The organism is Rhodanobacter sp. OK091 (assembly GCF_900142825.1).
In the GTDB taxonomy this organism is placed as follows: domain Bacteria; phylum Pseudomonadota; class Gammaproteobacteria; order Xanthomonadales; family Rhodanobacteraceae; genus Rhodanobacter.
The window spans coordinates 1,985,307-2,001,174 of sequence record NZ_FRCH01000001.1; the positions used below are offsets into that span (position 1 = coordinate 1,985,307).

Below are 15,868 nucleotides of genomic sequence, written 5' to 3' on the forward strand. Positions count from 1 at the left end.
TGCATCCGAGGCCCGCCATGCGCTGGTTGCTGCTCGTTCTCACCGTGTTCGCGTTCGTGCTGTGCTTTACCCGCCACAGTGCCGGTGCCTGGGGCTTCTGGCTGCTGATTGGCGTGATCGGCATCGTCGCCACGACGCTGGCGTTTGCGCAGGCGCGCATTGCCGGCAACGCACGCAGCGACAGTCTGTCCGAGTACGACCTGAAACGGTTGCGCGAAGGCAAGGATCCGCTCAATCACGACCGCTCCACATCCCAACGCTGACTCTTGGCTGGCGCGATGCGGAACCCCGCGTCGCTGCGCCCCCACGGCCCATCAGGAGTTCGTCATGACTGCAAGCGGCTTGATCGTTTTTCTGCTCATCGGTGCGATCGCAGGCTGGCTCGCCGGCTTGATCGTGCGCGGTTTCGGCTTCGGCCTGCTCGGCAATATCGTGGTCGGCATCATCGGCGCGTTTCTCGCCGGCTGGTTGTTGCCTATGCTCGGCATCGGCTTCAGCCTCGGCAGTCCGATCGTCACCAGCATCGTCTACGCGATGATTGGCGCGATCGTGTTGCTGGTGATCATCGGCCTGATCAAGCGAGCCTGATCAGCGGCCCTGATCAGCGAGCCTGGTCGAACCGGCCACACAAAAACGCAGCGGCTCTCGCCGCTGCGTTTTTTTGAAGCTGCCGTTCACGCCGTAATGTCGACGTCCTTGGTCTCGCGCACGAAGAACAGGCCGATCACGAACGTCATCAGTGCGATCGCCACCGGATACCACAGCCCCGCGTAAAAATTGCCGGTGGCTGCCACGATGCCGAATGAAACCGATGGCAGGAAACCGCCAAACCACCCGTTGCCGATGTGGTACGGCAGGCTCATCGAGGTGTAGCGGATCTTGGTGGGGAACATCTCTACCAGCCATGCGGCGATGGGCCCGTAGACCATCGTCACGTAGAGCACCAGGAGCGTCAGCAACACCACCAGCATGCCTTTGTTGGAGTGTGCCGGATCCGCCTTGGCCGGGTAGCCAGCGTCGGTGAGGGCCTTGCCCACGCTTTCGCCGAACGCCTTGTTCCGCGCGGCGAAGTCGGCCTTGGCCAAGGTGCCGCCCTCGAACGACGGGAATTCCTTGCCACCTATCATCACCACCGCGACCGTGCCCGAAGCGGCATTGACGTTCTCGTAAGGCACGCCACGCTTGGCCAGGTAGCTCTTGGCGACGTCACAGGAGCTGGTGAATACCTTCTTCCCGATCAGGTCGATCTGCACGCTGCAACTGGCGGGATCGGCCTGCACGCGGATCGGTGCAGCCACGCTGGCCGCTTCGATGGCCGGGTTGCCGTAATGGGTAAGCCCCTTGAAGATCGGGAAGTAGGTCAGCGCGGCGAGCAGGCAACCGGCCAACACCACCGGCTTGCGGCCGATCTTGTCCGACAGCCAGCCGAAGACCACGAAGAACGGCGTGCCGATCAGCAGCGCCGCAGCGATCAGCAACTGCGTGGTCGTGGCGTCGATCTTCAGCGTACTGCCCAGGAAATACATCGCGTAGAACTGGCCGCAATACCACACCACCGCCTGGCCAGCGGTGGCCCCGAACAGCGCCAGGATCACCAGCTTGAGGTTGCCCCAGCGCGCGAACGACTCCGTGAGCGGTGCCGTCGAGTGCTTGCCTTCCGCCTTCATCTGCTTGAACACCGGCGACTCGGCCAGCTGCAGGCGGATATATACCGATACCGCCAGCAGCAGCGACGACAGCAGGAACGGAAGACGCCAGCCCCAGTCGTCGAACTTGTCGCCCAGCAGCCATTTGCAACCCAGGATCACCAGCAGCGAAAGGAACAGACCGAACGTGGCGGTGATCTGGATGAAGCTGGTATAGAGGCCGCGCTTGCCCTTCGGCGCATGTTCGGCCACATAGGTGGCGGCGCCACCGTATTCGCCGCCCAGCGCCAGGCCTTGCAGCATGCGCAAGGCAATCAGGATCACCGGCGCAGTCACGCCGATCGATCCGTAGCTGGGCAATACGCCGACCAGGAACGTCGACAAGCCCATGATCACGATGGTGATCAGGAACGTGTACTTGCGTCCGACCAGATCGCCGATCCGGCCGAACACCAGCGCGCCGAACGGGCGCACCGCAAAACCCGCGGCAAACGCCAGCAGCGCGAACACCAGCTGGCTGGCGTCATTGAGCCCGGAGAAAAACTGCTTGCCGATGATCACGGCCAGCGAGCCGTACAGATAGAAGTCGTACCACTCGAATACGGTGCCGAGGCTGGATGCCAGGATCACTCGTTTGTGGCTGACGTCGAGCGCCTGGCTCTCATCGATCGCAGTGGTGGCCATGCTGTTTTCCCCTCCAAAGTGCGTGATATGCCTCCTCTCCACGATCGCGAAGAGGAGTCGAAAGCTGCGTGCTATCCCTCACACCCGCCGCAGCTCGTCATGGGTTGCGTGATGCCGCCGCGTCAGAAGTGATACAGCGCGTTGAGGCTGACCTGGTTGCCGGTGGTGGTCTTGCGATTCACGCCGTTGCTGGTGGAGTCGAGTTTGTCGTGCATCCATTCGGCGCTGAGGTCGTAGGAGCCGGCGGTGTATTGCAGGCTCAGCGCGGCCTGGCGATTTCGCAGCAGTCCGGTCGAGCCGTTGCCCAGCCAGGTGATCACATCGCGGGTATCCGGCTTGCTGTAGGCGTAGAACGCGTAGAGGCTCCAGTTCGGCGTGAAGCTGTAGCCGGCCTGCACGAAGCCGCCGCTTTCCTGGATGTCGCCGAACTGGGACATCGCGCCGAAGATCTCGCCGAGACCGTTGCCGGTGTAGGCCAGTCCCTTGAACGTCCACGGGCCGGGTTTCCACTGGCCGCCGACTTCGTAGCCCGTGCTCTTCACGCTGGACTGGATCGGCGTCGGCGCGGTGCCACCCACACCGCGCAGATCGACCCGGCTGTAGTGCGCCGCGAAATACGCCAGCCAGTTTTTGTCCTGCACATGCAGGCGCGCCTCGATCTGCGGACGGAAACCGGCATTGCCGGCGGTCTTGTAGTTGATGTTGTTCACCGGGCCATCCGGCCCGTTCCACGAGCCCTCGAATGCGCCCACGTCGAGCCGCCACTGCGCACCGGTGCTGCCGTGGTTGAGATCCTGCATAACCACCACGCCGGGGTAGCGCCAGCCGAGCATGCCGGATCCGAAGCCCAGCGGAAACGCAATGTGCGCCAGCGACGCCGGCGTATTGTCGATCGGGAACATGAAGTCCCATTGCTGGCCGATACGCACCGTGGTACCGGACTCGGGATTGACCAGGTCCATATAGGCCTGACGCAGGCGCGGCGTCGGCTGCTGCTGGCTGTATGCGCCGACGCCGTTGAAGCCGCCGAAGAAGTCCATCTCGATGCGGCCGCCGCCGGTCCAGTTGCCGGCGAACTTGGCGCCTTTGAAATCGAGCCAGAAGCGCGTGTTGCGCACATCGACGCCGCTGAGCGAACCGGTCGAGCCGGGCACCGGAAACAGCGCGTTCTGGCCGTTGCCGTAGGTGAAGCTCTTGTTCTGGCTGAATGCGCTGGCGCTGATGAAGCCATGCAATGCCACTGATACGCCCGGCGCGCTGCTGAACACCGGTGTCGCCGATGCAGGTGCGGCGGCCATATTCTGGGCAGGGGCGGGCGCAGGCGCCGTCTTCTGCGCCTGGATCATCGCCTTCAGTTCGTTCAACTGCTGCTCCAGCTGCGCCACGCGCTGCTCCAGCTGCTGTTCGCGCGCATCGTTCTGTGCATGGGCGGTCAGCGGCATGGCCAATGCACAGGCCAGGCTCAGGGCAAGCGCCTTGTAGCGGTTTGGATATCGCGTCGTCATGCGTGCGTCTCCCCAGGGTCAATGACGCGCCGAGCATGGCCATGCTGCAGCGCGCGCGCCTATTCGCCTTTGGTCGAAGTTCGACCAAAGTCGATGCCGGCCGGCGCCGCAACCATCATGGCGATCGGGCTACACTCGAAACCCCACACCGCCGGGCACTGATGCCTGCCGCGGTTTTTCCCTGTCACCACTTTCGACGCCGAGCCAGCAGGAGCCCAGCCATGTCCACGCTTTACCCGGTCAATCCCACCTTCGCCGCGGCGGCACGTCTGCGCCACGACGATTACACACGCCTGTATGCCGAGTCGGTCAGCGACCCAGAGGGCTTCTGGGGTCGCATCGGCCAACGGCTGGACTGGATCAAGCGACCGACCAAGATCAAGGACGTCTCGTTCGACCCCAAGGATCTGCATATCCGGTGGTATGAGGACGGCGAGCTCAACGTCAGCGCGAACTGCCTCGATCGCCAGCTGGCCACGCGCGGCGACAAGGTAGCCATCATCTTCGAGGGTGACGACCCGAACGACTCGCGCAAGATCACTTACCGCGAGCTGCACACCGAAGTGTGCAAGTTCGCCAACACGCTGAAGAACCTTGGCGTGGTCAAAGGCGATCGCGTCGCGATCTATCTGCCGATGATTCCCGAAGCAGCGGTGGCGATGCTGGCTTGCGCGCGGCTGGGCGCGATCCACTCGGTGGTGTTCGGCGGCTTCTCGCCCGACTCACTGGCCGGGCGCATCGCCGACTCTGCCGCGAAGGTGGTGATCACCGCGGACGAGGGCGTGCGCGCCGGCAAGCGCGTTCCGCTCAAGGTAAACGTGGACACCGCGCTGGAACGGCCCGGCACCAACAGCGTGGAAACCGTGATCGTGGTGCGCCGCACCGGCGGCGCGGTGGCGATGCAGTCGCCTCGCGACCGCTACTACCACACGCTGATGGAAGGCCAGTCGGCCGACTGCGCGCCCACGCCGGTCGAGGCCGAACACCCGCTGTTCGTGCTGTACACCTCCGGCTCGACCGGCAAGCCGAAAGGCGTGCTGCACAGCACCGGCGGCTACCTGGTGTTCGCCAGCTACACGCACGAGCTGGTGTTCGACCTGCGCGAGGACGACATCTACTGGTGCACCGCCGACGTCGGCTGGGTCACCGGGCACAGCTATGTGGTGTATGGCCCGCTGGCCAACGGCGCGACCACGGTGATGTTCGAGGGTGTGCCGAATTATCCCGACGTGAGCCGCTTCTGGCAGGTGATCGACAAGCACCAAGTGACCTTGTTTTACACCGCACCGACTGCGATCCGCGCGCTGATGCGTGAAGGCGAGGCACCGGTGAAGGCGTGCTCGCGGGCCAGCCTGCGCCTGCTCGGGTCGGTCGGCGAGCCGATCAACCCGGAAGCATGGACGTGGTATTACCGTGTGGTCGGCGACGAGCGCTGCCCTATCGTCGACACCTGGTGGCAGACCGAAACCGGCGGCATCCTGATCTCGCCCCTGGCTGGTGCGATTGCCACCAAACCCGGTTCTGCCACGCTGCCGTTCTTCGGCATCAAACCCGCCATCGTCGATACCAATGGCGAGGTGCAGGAGGGCGTGGCCGAAGGCAACCTGCTGATCACCGATTCCTGGCCCGGCCAAGCGCGCACCATTTATGGCGATCATCAGCGTTTCATCGAGACCTACTTCAGCGCTTATCCCGGCAATTACTTCACCGGCGATGGCGCTCGCCGTGACGAGGACGGCTACTACTGGATCACCGGTCGCGTCGATGACGTGATCAACGTCAGCGGCCACCGCCTGGGTACCGCCGAGGTGGAGAGCGCGCTGGTGGCGCACCCGAAAGTCGCCGAAGCTGCCGTGGTCGGCTGCCCGCACGAGATCAAGGGCCAGGGCATCTACGCCTATGTCACCTTGATTGCCGGCGAGACCGGCAGCGACGAGCTGCGCAAGGAGCTGATCGCGTGGGTGCGCAAGGAGATCGGCCCGATCGCCACGCCGGATTACCTGCAGTGGGCACCCGGCCTGCCGAAGACCCGCTCGGGCAAGATCATGCGCCGCATCCTGCGCAAGATCGGCGAGAACCTGCCCGACCAGCTCGGCGACATCACCACGCTCGCCGATCCCAGCGTGGTGAAGAGCCTGGTGGACGAGCGCCTGATCAAATAGCAGGAATGAGTGAAGAGGAGTGAGTCATGAGTAAATGCCGGCAAGCCCGATGCTTTCTCTCGTTTCTCACTCCTCATCACTCTCTACTCGCCTCATGTCCGACATCCTGATCGCCGATGACCATCCGCTGTTCCGCGACGCCTTGCAGCGCGCGGTGCTGGCCGCGGTACCGCAGGCGCGGGTGCACAGCGCGGACAGCGTGCACGCGCTGCTCGGCCTGATCGAGCAGTTTCCCGATGCCGAGTTGCTGCTGCTCGACCTGCATATGCCGGGTGCGCGCGGCTATTCCGCGCTGGCGCATATCCGTGGCCAGTATCCGGGACTGCCGACCATCGTGGTGTCCGGCCATGAGGAAGCGCAGGTGGCACGCCGCGCACTGGCGCATGGCGCGTCGGCCTACATTCCAAAATCCACGTCGAGCGAGGACATCGTCGCGGCGATCCGCGCGGTGCTCGACGGCGATGTCTGGCTGCCGCATCCGCAGCTTGGCGGCGCCAGCGAACTCAAACCCGATGAAGCCGCCGCCGCTGCACAGATCGCCACGCTGACGCCACAGCAGTTTCGCGTGATGGCGATGATCGCCGAAGGCCTGCTCAACAAGCAGATCGCATGGGAACTCAGCGTTTCCGAGGCCACCGTCAAGGCGCACATGACCGCGATCATGCGCAAGCTCGGCGTCAACAATCGCACCCAGGTCGCGCTGATCGCCAGCCATCTGGCGCTGGATCAGGAAAGCATGCCGACGCTGCCCGACAGCGAGGATTGAGGTGGCGAGGGGATCTCGGGTCGCTAGCGACGCAGCAGTGCTGTCAGCAGGGCACGCAACGCGGCCGGCCGCACCGGCTTGTGCAGCACCGGATAACCCAGCGCACGCGCCTGCTGCTTCAGCTCGCTGCTGCCGTCGGCGGTGATCATCGCCACCGGCGGCAACCCGCCACGCTCGGCGCGCAGCTGCTGCAATGCCTGCAACCCATCGACGCCATCGGTCAGATGGTAGTCGGCCAGGATCAGATCGATCGGGCCGCGCGCCAGTTCCTGGCCGGCCTGCTCCACATCCAGCGCGATGCGGCAATCGACACCCCAGCGGCTGAGCAGCGCACGCATGCCCTCGAGGATCGTGGCGTCATTGTCCAGGCACAGCACGGTCAGCGGCAGTTGTTTGTCGGGGCCGCTGCGCTGCACTTTCTGGCGACGCGCCGGCATCGCTTCATTGCGCGGTACGCTCACCGCGAAACAACTGCCGTGACCGACCTGCGAATGCAGATCGAGTCGATGGCCGAGGATGCCCGCCAGTCGATCGCAGATCGACAGCCCCAGCCCCAGCCCTTTCTCGCCCCATGGCGACGGATGCTCCAGCCGCTGGAACTCGTCGAAGATGCGTGCGCGCTGTTCCGCGGCAATGCCTGGACCGGAATCCCATACCTCGATGCGCACCTCGTCGCCGACCCGCCGGGCGCCCAGCAGCACGCCGCCTTTGCTGGTGTAGCGCAATGCGTTGGAGAGGAAATTCTGCACGATCCGGCGCAACAGCTGTGGATCACTGCGCACCGCCAACGTGGTCGGTGCCACGCGCAGGCGCAACCCGCGCTGCTCGGCGGCTACCGCAAACTGCCCTTGCAGCGAATCAAACAATTCGGCCAGTGCGAAACCACCCACGTCCGGCCGATAGCTGCCGGCGTCCAGCCGCGAGGTATCCAGCAGGGCGTCTAGCAAGTCCTCGGCGGCACGGAACGATGCGTCGATGCGCTCGGCCAGTCCGCTCGCCTCCGCGTCCAGTCCCGGATGCTGGCGCAACGCCGAGGTGAACAGCCGTGCCGCATTCAACGGCTGCAGCAGATCGTGGCTGGCGGCGGCGAGGAAGCGCGTCTTGGAGATGTTCGCCGTCTCCGCGGCGCGCCGCGCGTGCGCAGTGGCGACCAGTGCCTCGGACAGCTCGGCGGTGCGCTGTTCGACCCGCTGTTCCAGCGTCTCGTTCACTTCGATCAGGGCTTGTTCGGCATGCTTGTAGGCCGTCACGTCGGTATACGTCGTGACATAACCGCCACCGGGCAGCGCCTGCCCGCGCATCTCGATCACCGTGCCATCGGGCCGGGTCCGCTGAAACAGATGCGATGAGCCAGCCTGCATGTAGTCGATGCGTTTGGCCACATGGCCGTCCACTTCGCCCGGCCCGCATTCACCCAGCTCGGCGTTGCGACGAATCAGGTCCGCCACCGGAACGCCGACGTACACCATGCCGTCGGGGTAGCCGAACAGTTCCAGATAACGGCGATTCCATGCCACCAGCCGCATCTGCGCGTCGACCACGCTGATACCCTGGGACACGTTTTCCAGCGTGGTGGAAAGCAGCGCGCGGTTGAAGCGCAGCTCCTGCGAGGCTTCGTCCATCAGGGCCATGGATTCGGCGACATCCAGCCCACTGCCGGACAACGCGCCAATGAGGATCCGTCGCGCATTGGCGGCACCCACCGCCGAGGCCAGCAGACGCTCGGTGTACTGGATCAGTGCGCGATCGGCCGCCTCGCCGGCCAACAGCGGCCGGCCGCGACGCTGGGCGTATTCGTCGAACGCCCGCGTGCTGCTGCGTTCGCCGACGATGCGCTCGGCAATGGTGCGCAAGTCAGCCACCGCCACCCGGCCACGCCAGTCGCCGGCGCCATGACGACTATCCGGACCGGCCTCCATGAACATCGCCGCGTGCAGGCGCTCCTCCAGACTGGGCCGAAAGCGCAGCGAGATGAAGACCAGACAACCCACGTTGACCAGCAACGACCAGAACGTGCCGTGCATCACCGGATCCCAGCCGCTGAGATGGAACAGCGCCTGCGGGCGCAGCCAGTCCCAACCGAACGGGCCTTGCTGCAGCCATGCCGAAGAGCGGCTTACTGCGGGCAGCAGCAAGGTGTACAGCCATACCGCGAAACCACCCAGCAGTCCTACCGCGACACCGCGGCGACTGGCACTGCGCCAGTACAACGCGGCGATCAGCGCCGGCGCGAACTGAGCCACCGCTGCAAACGCCAACAGCCCGGTGGCGGCCAGATTTTCCGCGCCGGCGGCCACCCGGTAATACGCATACGCCATCAGCGCGAGCATCACGATCGCCACCCGCCGCACGCGCAGGACCAGTTGCGACAGATCGCTGCGCTGCTCCAGATTGAGCCCCGGAATGCGCAGCAGCGCGGGCATCACCAGATCGTTGCTGATCATCGTCGACAGCGCCACCGATGCCACGATCACCATGCCGGTCGCGGCCGAGAAGCCACCGATGAAAGCCAGCAACGCCATGCCGCGATCGCCATGTGTCATCGGCAGGGTCAGCACCCATGCATCGGCAGCACCGTCGCGCACCTGCGGCAAGTGCATGCCGGCGGCCACGATCGGCAGCACCGCCACGCTGATCACGCCCAAGTACAGCGGCAACATCCAACGGGCGCGCTTGAGGTCGCTGGCGTCCTCGCATTCGACCATGCCGATCTGGAACTGGCGCGGCAGACAGAACATCGCGCAAAACGCCAGCATGGTCTGCGCCAGGAACCCCGGCGACAAACCATGGCTCAACTGCGCCATCGGCAGTTCCACCGTGCTTACCAACCCCGGTCCGCGCCACAGCGCATAACCCGCCAGCACCACGAAGGCGAGCAGCTTGATCAGCGATTCCAGCGCGATCGCCAGCACCATGCCATGGTGGTGCTCGGTCGCATCGATGCTGCGCGTGCCGAACAGGATCGCGAACACCGCCAGCAGCATCGCGCACCACAAGGCGCTGTCGATGCCGCCGGCGGTCACGGTGCCATGGGCAGCGCCCCCGAGCACGCCGAACGACATCGCCACCGCCTTGAACTGCAGCGCGATGTACGGCACCACCGCAATCACCGCGATCACCGCCACCAGTGCCGCCAGTCCGTGCGACTTGCCGAACCGGGCGCCGATGAAATCAGCGATCGAGGTGATATTGCGCTGCCTCACCACTTGCAGCAGCCGACGCAACAAGCCTATGCCGAACACGAACAGCAGGATCGGACCGAGATAGATCGGCAGATACGCCAGACCGTCGCGCGCCGCGGTGCCGACGGCGCCATAAAAGGTCCACGACGAGCAATACACCGCCAGGGCCAGACTGTAGACGATGGGCCGCAGGCGCGGCTGGCGCGGATATAGCGGCCGACGGTCGCCCGCAAAAGCCACCACGAACAGCAGCCCGACATACAGCAGCGACACCAGCAGCAACAGCCAACCCTGGATCAAGCAAGCTCTCTCCCAGCCGAACGAATGAACACGGCACCGTCCATGCCCGCGGCGGATCGCACAGACGCGTACCGGCATGCTTGTGCATGGCCGCGGTGATCGGCACCATGCCCGGATGACTGCAACGCATGCACAGACGCTTGCCAACGTAGCAGAGCACCTGCGCGATGACGAGATTCATGTGTGGCAGCTGGACTACCGGCCGCCGCACGGACGTGAACCGCTGCGTGCCGTAGTGGGCGCCTACCTCGGCATCGACGCCGATCGCGTCACGCTGATCAACGGCGAACACGGCCGGCCGGCGCTCGCCGACGAGCATGATCAATCGCTGGGTTTCAACTGGTCGCACAGCGGCAACCACGCGTTGATCGCCGTCGGTCGCCGGATCACTCCCGGGATCGATCTGGAGCAACTGCGCGCGCGGCCGCGGGCCATGGAAATCGCCCGGCGTTATTTCAGCACCGTCGAGGCGGAAGCCCTGGCGGCGCTGCCGGCTATGGATCGCGATGCTGCCTTTCTGGAAATATGGACCGCCAAGGAAGCTGTGCTGAAGGCGCTGGGGCGCGGCCTTGCGTTCGGCCTCGACCGCCTCAGCATTGCCAGCGCGGCGGGGCGGTTGATCCTGCAGCGGCTCGAGGGCGACGATGTCGATGCGTGGCAATTGCAGCGACTGGCGGTCGATAGCACGCTGGTGGCGGCACTGGCATGGCGCGGTGATGCGCGCCGGATCCGCCTGGGCACGCTTGCCAGCGGCGACTGATCGGCGCACTGTTTCTGGCCCATCGCGTCATCCCGCTGATGGCCGATGTTTCCGTGCCGATGGCCTCCACCGTCAGAGATCGCTTGCCGACCATGACCCTGCTCAGCGTCAACCTCAACAAGATCGCCGCGTTGCGCAATTCGCGCGGTGGCCATGAACCGGACATCTGCGTTGCCGCGCAGACCTGCATCGAATCTGGCTGCGGAGGCATTACCGTGCATCCACGACCGGACCAGCGCCATGTGCGGCCGGGCGACGTGCGCGCGTTGGCCGCGATGTTGCGCGGCCGGGTGGAATACAACATCGAGGGCAATCCGTTTGCCGACGCCCGCGGGGAGTATCCGGGGCTGATCGCCCTGGCGCGTGAGGTCCGCCCTACTCAGGTAACTCTGGTACCCGATGGCGACGGCCAGATCACTTCCGATCACGGCTTCGACTTGCGGCGCGACATCGCACGACTGCGGCCTTTGGTGGCCGAGCTATGCGATCTGGGATGCCGGGTCAGCCTGTTCGTCGACGCCGGCAGCCAGGACTTCGATCTCGCGGCGGTGATTGGGGTGCAGCGCGTCGAGATCTATACCGGGCCCTATGCGCAGGCGTTCGCCGACGGTCGGCCCGAGGCGGCTCTCGCCGCATGCGCCGACACGGCGCGGCGCGCGCAGCAGGCCGGTCTGGCGGTGAATGCCGGACACGATCTCAGCCAAGCCAACCTGGGCACCTTCAAGGCGGCGATCCCTGGCCTGGCCGAGGTGTCGATCGGGCACGCATTGATCGGTGAGGCGCTCTACGAGGGTTTGGCCACGACCGTCCGCAACTATCTGCAGATCCTGCGCTAACCGTCATATCGATTGCTGCCGCATAAACAAAAACCCCCGCATGAAGCGGGGGTCTTTGCGAATCCTGCAGAACCGGATCACTGAGCTTCGTTGAAGCCTATCTTGGTCAAGTTGTAGCTCTTCGCATCGGCCAGCACGATCGCCACATACTGGTAGGCCACAGCGTCATCGGCCGCAATCTGGATTTCCGGCTGATTGCTCTGCTGGGCAATCACTGCCAGCTGCGCTTTCAGACCCAGTTCGTCGACCGGCGTGTCGTTCCAGTACAGCGCCCCGCTCGGGTCGATCTTCAAATGGATCGGCTCCAATGGCGTGGTCGGATTCGGATTCGGATTCGGCTGCGGCAGATCAACCTGGATCTTGTGCGCCAGCACCGGCGCCGTGATCATGAAAATGATCAGCAGCACCAGCATCACGTCGACTAGCGGCGTGACGTTGATATCCGACATCGGTCCACTGGTTTTGGTAGTGAATGCCATCTTTCATTACCCCTTCGGTGCGTCGGTGGTCATGAAGGCGACGTGCACCATGCCCGAGTCCTTGGCATTGCCGATGATTTTCTTCACGATCTTGAACTCGGTAACCTTGTCCGCACGAATCTGCAGCTCGGGTTGAGGCGTCTTCTGCGCATCCACCGCAAACTGCGCCCGCAACTCGGCCTCGGTGACCGCATGGTCATTGAGATACATGCTGCCGTCCGACTTGACCGCCAGATCCAGCGGCGGCACGACCATATCCGGTTCCTTTGTCTTGGGATTGGCTGTGGGCAACTCGATCGTGATCGAGTGCGACATCAGCGGAGCTGTGATCATGAAGATGATCAGCAGTACCAGCATCACGTCGACCAGCGGCGTGACGTTGATTTCCGACATCGGACCGCCGGAATTGCCACCTAGGCTGACTGCCATGGGTCAATCCCTCACTTCTGGCTTTCGACGCGCGAACCGGTGGCGAAGAAGTCGTGCAGGTCATGCGCGAATTCGTCGAAACGGGCGTAGACCACGCGATTTGAACGGCTGAAGAAGTTGTAGGCGAACAGTGCCGGAATCGCGGCGAACAGACCGAACGCGGTCATGATCAGCGCCTCACCGACGGGACCCGCCACCGCGTTCATCGAAGCGTTGCCGGTTGCGGCGATGCCGATAAGCGCGTGATAGATGCCCCACACGGTACCGAGCAGGCCCACGAACGGAGCGGCCGAGCCGACCGTCGCGAGCAAGGTCATGCCACCCTCCAGACGCAGGCTCTCGCGAGCGACGGCCTGACGCAGGGCGCGGTCGATGAACTCCGAACGACCCAGCGATTCAGCCAGGCGACCGGTGGTGCCAGCCGTGGTCTGCTGGTGATGGGCGACTGCCGAAGCGGCGTCCAATGCGATCTTGGAAAACGGTTCGCTCTTGGGCTGCGCTTCCAGTTCGCGAATCGCGTCCTGGGTGGAGCCATTGCCCCAGAAGCCGTCGATGACCTTGTCGGCGCGTGCCTTGACGGTCGCATTGCGAATGCCGTTGGCGATGATGAAGTACCACGACAGGAACGACATCGCGACCAGCGTCACGAAGACGACCCAGCCGAGCCAGTCGAAGTGCTCCATCAGGTGACTGAAACCCATCGCTTTCATGGCTTCAGCGTTGGTATTGCCACCCATGGCCTGTGCAGCATCGGTTGTTGCAGGAGTCTGTAGGAACATAACACTACCCTAGGGAAGTCAAGCGTGAACTGTAACTGTAATCGATTGAAACCGGATTACAGCGAATTGAGATTGAAGTTGACTGGAACGCGAGCGTACCCCTCAACTTTTTGTCCATTTCGGATGGTCGGATTGAAGCGCCAGTGCTGTGCGGCATCCATCGCCGCACGATCAAGCTCGTGAAAACCGCTGGATTGGTCGACCTTGATGTCCTTCGGCGTTCCATCCACGCTCACCAGGATCATCAGCACGACCGTACCCTCATGCCGTTGGCGGATAGCCTGCGGCGGATACTTCGGCTGAAGACGACTGTTGTAGCTGAGGTCCGAGCTCGCCGTAATGTCCGCTGGCGGCGCCGGTGGTGCTGGCGGTGCCGGTGGCGGTGCCGGAGTCGCATTCTGCGACACCTCTTCCACCGGCGGCGGCGGAGTCGGCGGCGGCGGAGTCGGTGGTGGCTTGAGCTGCTGGATGATCTTCGGCGGCGGCTGTTTCGGCGGCTCCGGCGGCGGCGGCGGTGGCGGCGGCGGCGGCGGCGGCGGCTCGATGAAATTCACCTGGACGATGTGTTCTTTTTCTTTGTGATTCTGCGTCGGTGGCGCCATCGGCGCCACGATCAACAGAAACGCAAATGCATGCAGCCCGATGGCAACTGCCAATGCCCAGGTGCGCTTCCAGCTAAACGGCTCGCGCCCATTTTCTTCGTTACTTGAGGCCATCTGTCACTTGTCTGAAGCTGATCAACGGGAAGAGAACGTTGCCGCAGGGCGTAACCCGAAACCGTCTGATGTCTGGACGGAACTCGCCGCTGGGGAGACGCAGGGAAAGGTTTTCAACGGTACAACAGCACATGACATTTGTATAGCACCGATGGGGCAGACAGATGGACGTCCATCTGTCCCGTCGGTTGCCATGAGCCCGGATCCGATCAGCCGGCGCCAGCCTTTTGCAGCCACGCCTTGGCCTTCTCGGCCGTCTCCGGCTGCTGCGCTGCCTGCTTCATGGCAGCGATCGCGGCGGGCTTGTTCTTCAGGCCGCGCTCGCTCTCAGCCAAGAGCATATAAGCCACACCTTTTTTCTTCACACCCTTGTCCAGACTTTGCTGGATCAGGGTCTTGGCCTGGCTGTATTTGTTCTCGCTCAACAGCAGGCGGCCTGCATTCAGCGCAGGCTCGCCGTCCTTGGCTAGCGGCAAGGCTTTGTTGTAGGCGTCGAGCGCCGCGCTGGTGTTGTTGGACAACTCATTGGACTGGCCGAGCAACACGTAGCTGTCGGCACTGGGTTTGACCACACCTTTGGTGATGCCGTCCTGGAGCACCTGAGCCGCCTTGACCGCGTTGGGCGCAGGATCGGAACTCTCCTGGCCGCTGACCAGGTACAACTTGGCGAGGGTCACGTAATTCGCTTCGCTCTTGAAGGCGCCGCTGGCGCGACCCTTCTCCATCACCTGGATCGCTTCCGGATACTTATGCGCCTGCGTCAATATCGCCGCAGCGTTGTTGAGTGCGTTCGGATCGTTCGGGTTGGTGGTGAGCTGCTGCTGGGCCAGCGTGGCCGCTTTGTCGTTCTGGCCGGTTTCGGAATAGCTGGCCATCAGGATCTGATTCCAGCTGGCTTCCGGTTTGTCGGTGAGCGAGTTTGCTTTGTTGATCGCGGCAATCGCCTCGGGGTACTTGCCAAGCTGGTACTCGGCGGCGCCCTCGAGTCCGTACGAGGCAGCGGTTTCCTTCTTGCCTTCGGCGCGCCACTTGGCAAGCGTCTCCAGTGCCGGCTGATACTGCTGATCGGCCACCTGGAACTGCGCCAGCTCGTATTCGAGCTGGAAGTAGGTATCGTTCGGCATTACGCCGAGTGCCAGCGAACGCTGCAACAGGCCGATCGCGCCCTTGAGGTCGCCATCGTTGTATTTCATGTTGGCCAGGCCTTGCAGCGCGAGCGCCTGGGCGTATTTGCTCTTGCTGCCATCGATGATCGCCTGCAGCAACGGCTCGGCTTTCGCCTTGTTGCCCTCGTTAAGGGCATCCAGACCTTCATTGAGGTTCTTCTGATCCTTCTCGCTGGTCAGGTCGAGCTTCGGCTCGGCACGGGTCGCGTTGGGATACTGCACTTCCTGCTTGGGCTTGGCGGGATCGCGCGCCAACACCGGGCTGCTGGCCACGGTGAGCAGCAAGGCTGCGCTCGCCAGCATGGTTAACCCTCGGGAATGCTTCATGGTGATCCTCTGTCTGTCTGCGCGTGGGAAGCCACGCGGGGGAACGCGGAGCGTAACCCGAGCCGGCAGGCGATAACAAGTCGCACCGCCGCATCAAAGATTGTTAAAAATCAATTACTTGGCGGTTTTCA

14 protein-coding genes are annotated in these 15,868 nt (G+C 63.8%); 6 read left to right on the top strand and 8 right to left on the bottom strand.

Annotation, left to right across the window (positions count from 1 at the left end):
• Positions 1–17: 17 nt before the first annotated feature.
• Positions 18–263 carry a hypothetical protein gene (locus tag BUA26_RS08945; protein WP_072759659.1) on the top strand — a complete coding sequence of 82 codons (246 nt, stop codon included), beginning with the start codon at positions 18–20 and terminating at the stop codon, positions 261–263.
• 64 nt (positions 264–327) lie between these two features.
• Positions 328–588, top strand: a complete 261-nt coding sequence (locus BUA26_RS08950) for a GlsB/YeaQ/YmgE family stress response membrane protein (protein WP_072759661.1) — start codon at positions 328–330, stop codon at positions 586–588.
• Between the two features lie 86 nt (positions 589–674).
• Here the strand turns inward: BUA26_RS08950 and BUA26_RS08955 are convergent, their stop codons facing one another.
• Entirely contained in the window at positions 675–2,330 is a 1,656-nt protein-coding gene (locus BUA26_RS08955; protein ID WP_072759663.1) for an MFS transporter, read from the bottom strand.
• A gap of 122 nt (positions 2,331–2,452) precedes the next feature.
• Positions 2,453–3,835: a hypothetical protein gene (locus tag BUA26_RS08960; protein WP_072759665.1), complete on the bottom strand. Its 1,383-nt coding sequence runs from the start codon at positions 3,833–3,835 to the stop codon at positions 2,453–2,455.
• A 221-nt stretch (positions 3,836–4,056) separates the two neighbouring features.
• Here BUA26_RS08960 and acs point away from each other — a divergent pair, with 221 nt between their 5' ends.
• Together acs and BUA26_RS08970 are read left to right on the top strand one after the other, a co-directional pair.
• Entirely contained in the window at positions 4,057–5,997 is a 1,941-nt protein-coding gene (acs, locus tag BUA26_RS08965; protein ID WP_072759667.1) for an acetate--CoA ligase, read from the top strand.
• Positions 5,998–6,091: 94 nt separating this feature from the next.
• Positions 6,092–6,763, top strand: a complete 672-nt coding sequence (locus tag BUA26_RS08970) for a response regulator transcription factor (protein WP_072759669.1) — start codon at positions 6,092–6,094, stop codon at positions 6,761–6,763.
• Positions 6,764–6,786: 23 nt separating this feature from the next.
• On the opposite strand, the gene BUA26_RS08975 is transcribed toward BUA26_RS08970, so the two are convergent.
• A complete protein-coding gene (locus BUA26_RS08975) occupies positions 6,787–10,245 on the bottom strand; it encodes a PAS domain-containing hybrid sensor histidine kinase/response regulator (RefSeq protein WP_178368560.1) in 3,459 nt (1,152 codons plus the stop codon).
• 115 nt (positions 10,246–10,360) lie between these two features.
• Between BUA26_RS08975 and BUA26_RS08980 the strand changes: the two genes are divergently transcribed.
• Positions 10,361–11,005 (top strand): 4'-phosphopantetheinyl transferase family protein, encoded by a 645-nt coding sequence (locus BUA26_RS08980; RefSeq protein WP_072760222.1) that lies wholly within the window; start codon positions 10,361–10,363, stop codon positions 11,003–11,005.
• Positions 11,006–11,097: 92 nt separating this feature from the next.
• On the top strand, positions 11,098–11,841 hold the full coding sequence (locus BUA26_RS08985) for a pyridoxine 5'-phosphate synthase (RefSeq protein ID WP_072760220.1): 744 nt from the start codon (positions 11,098–11,100) through the stop codon (positions 11,839–11,841).
• A 77-nt stretch (positions 11,842–11,918) separates the two neighbouring features.
• Here the strand turns inward: BUA26_RS08985 and BUA26_RS08990 are convergent, their stop codons facing one another.
• From BUA26_RS08990 to BUA26_RS09010, 5 genes are all read right to left on the bottom strand, one after another.
• Positions 11,919–12,320, bottom strand: coding sequence for an ExbD/TolR family protein (locus tag BUA26_RS08990; protein ID WP_072759671.1), 402 nt, complete (start codon positions 12,318–12,320; stop codon positions 11,919–11,921).
• Positions 12,321–12,326: 6 nt separating this feature from the next.
• Entirely contained in the window at positions 12,327–12,749 is a 423-nt protein-coding gene (locus BUA26_RS08995; protein ID WP_072759673.1) for an ExbD/TolR family protein, read from the bottom strand.
• Positions 12,750–12,760: 11 nt separating this feature from the next.
• Positions 12,761–13,486: a MotA/TolQ/ExbB proton channel family protein gene (locus tag BUA26_RS09000; RefSeq protein ID WP_072759675.1), complete on the bottom strand. Its 726-nt coding sequence runs from the start codon at positions 13,484–13,486 to the stop codon at positions 12,761–12,763.
• 98 nt (positions 13,487–13,584) lie between these two features.
• Positions 13,585–14,244, bottom strand: coding sequence for an energy transducer TonB (locus BUA26_RS09005; RefSeq protein ID WP_072759677.1), 660 nt, complete (start codon positions 14,242–14,244; stop codon positions 13,585–13,587).
• Between the two features lie 209 nt (positions 14,245–14,453).
• Positions 14,454–15,737: a tetratricopeptide repeat protein gene (locus BUA26_RS09010; RefSeq protein ID WP_255368218.1), complete on the bottom strand. Its 1,284-nt coding sequence runs from the start codon at positions 15,735–15,737 to the stop codon at positions 14,454–14,456.
• Positions 15,738–15,868 lie beyond the last annotated feature (131 nt).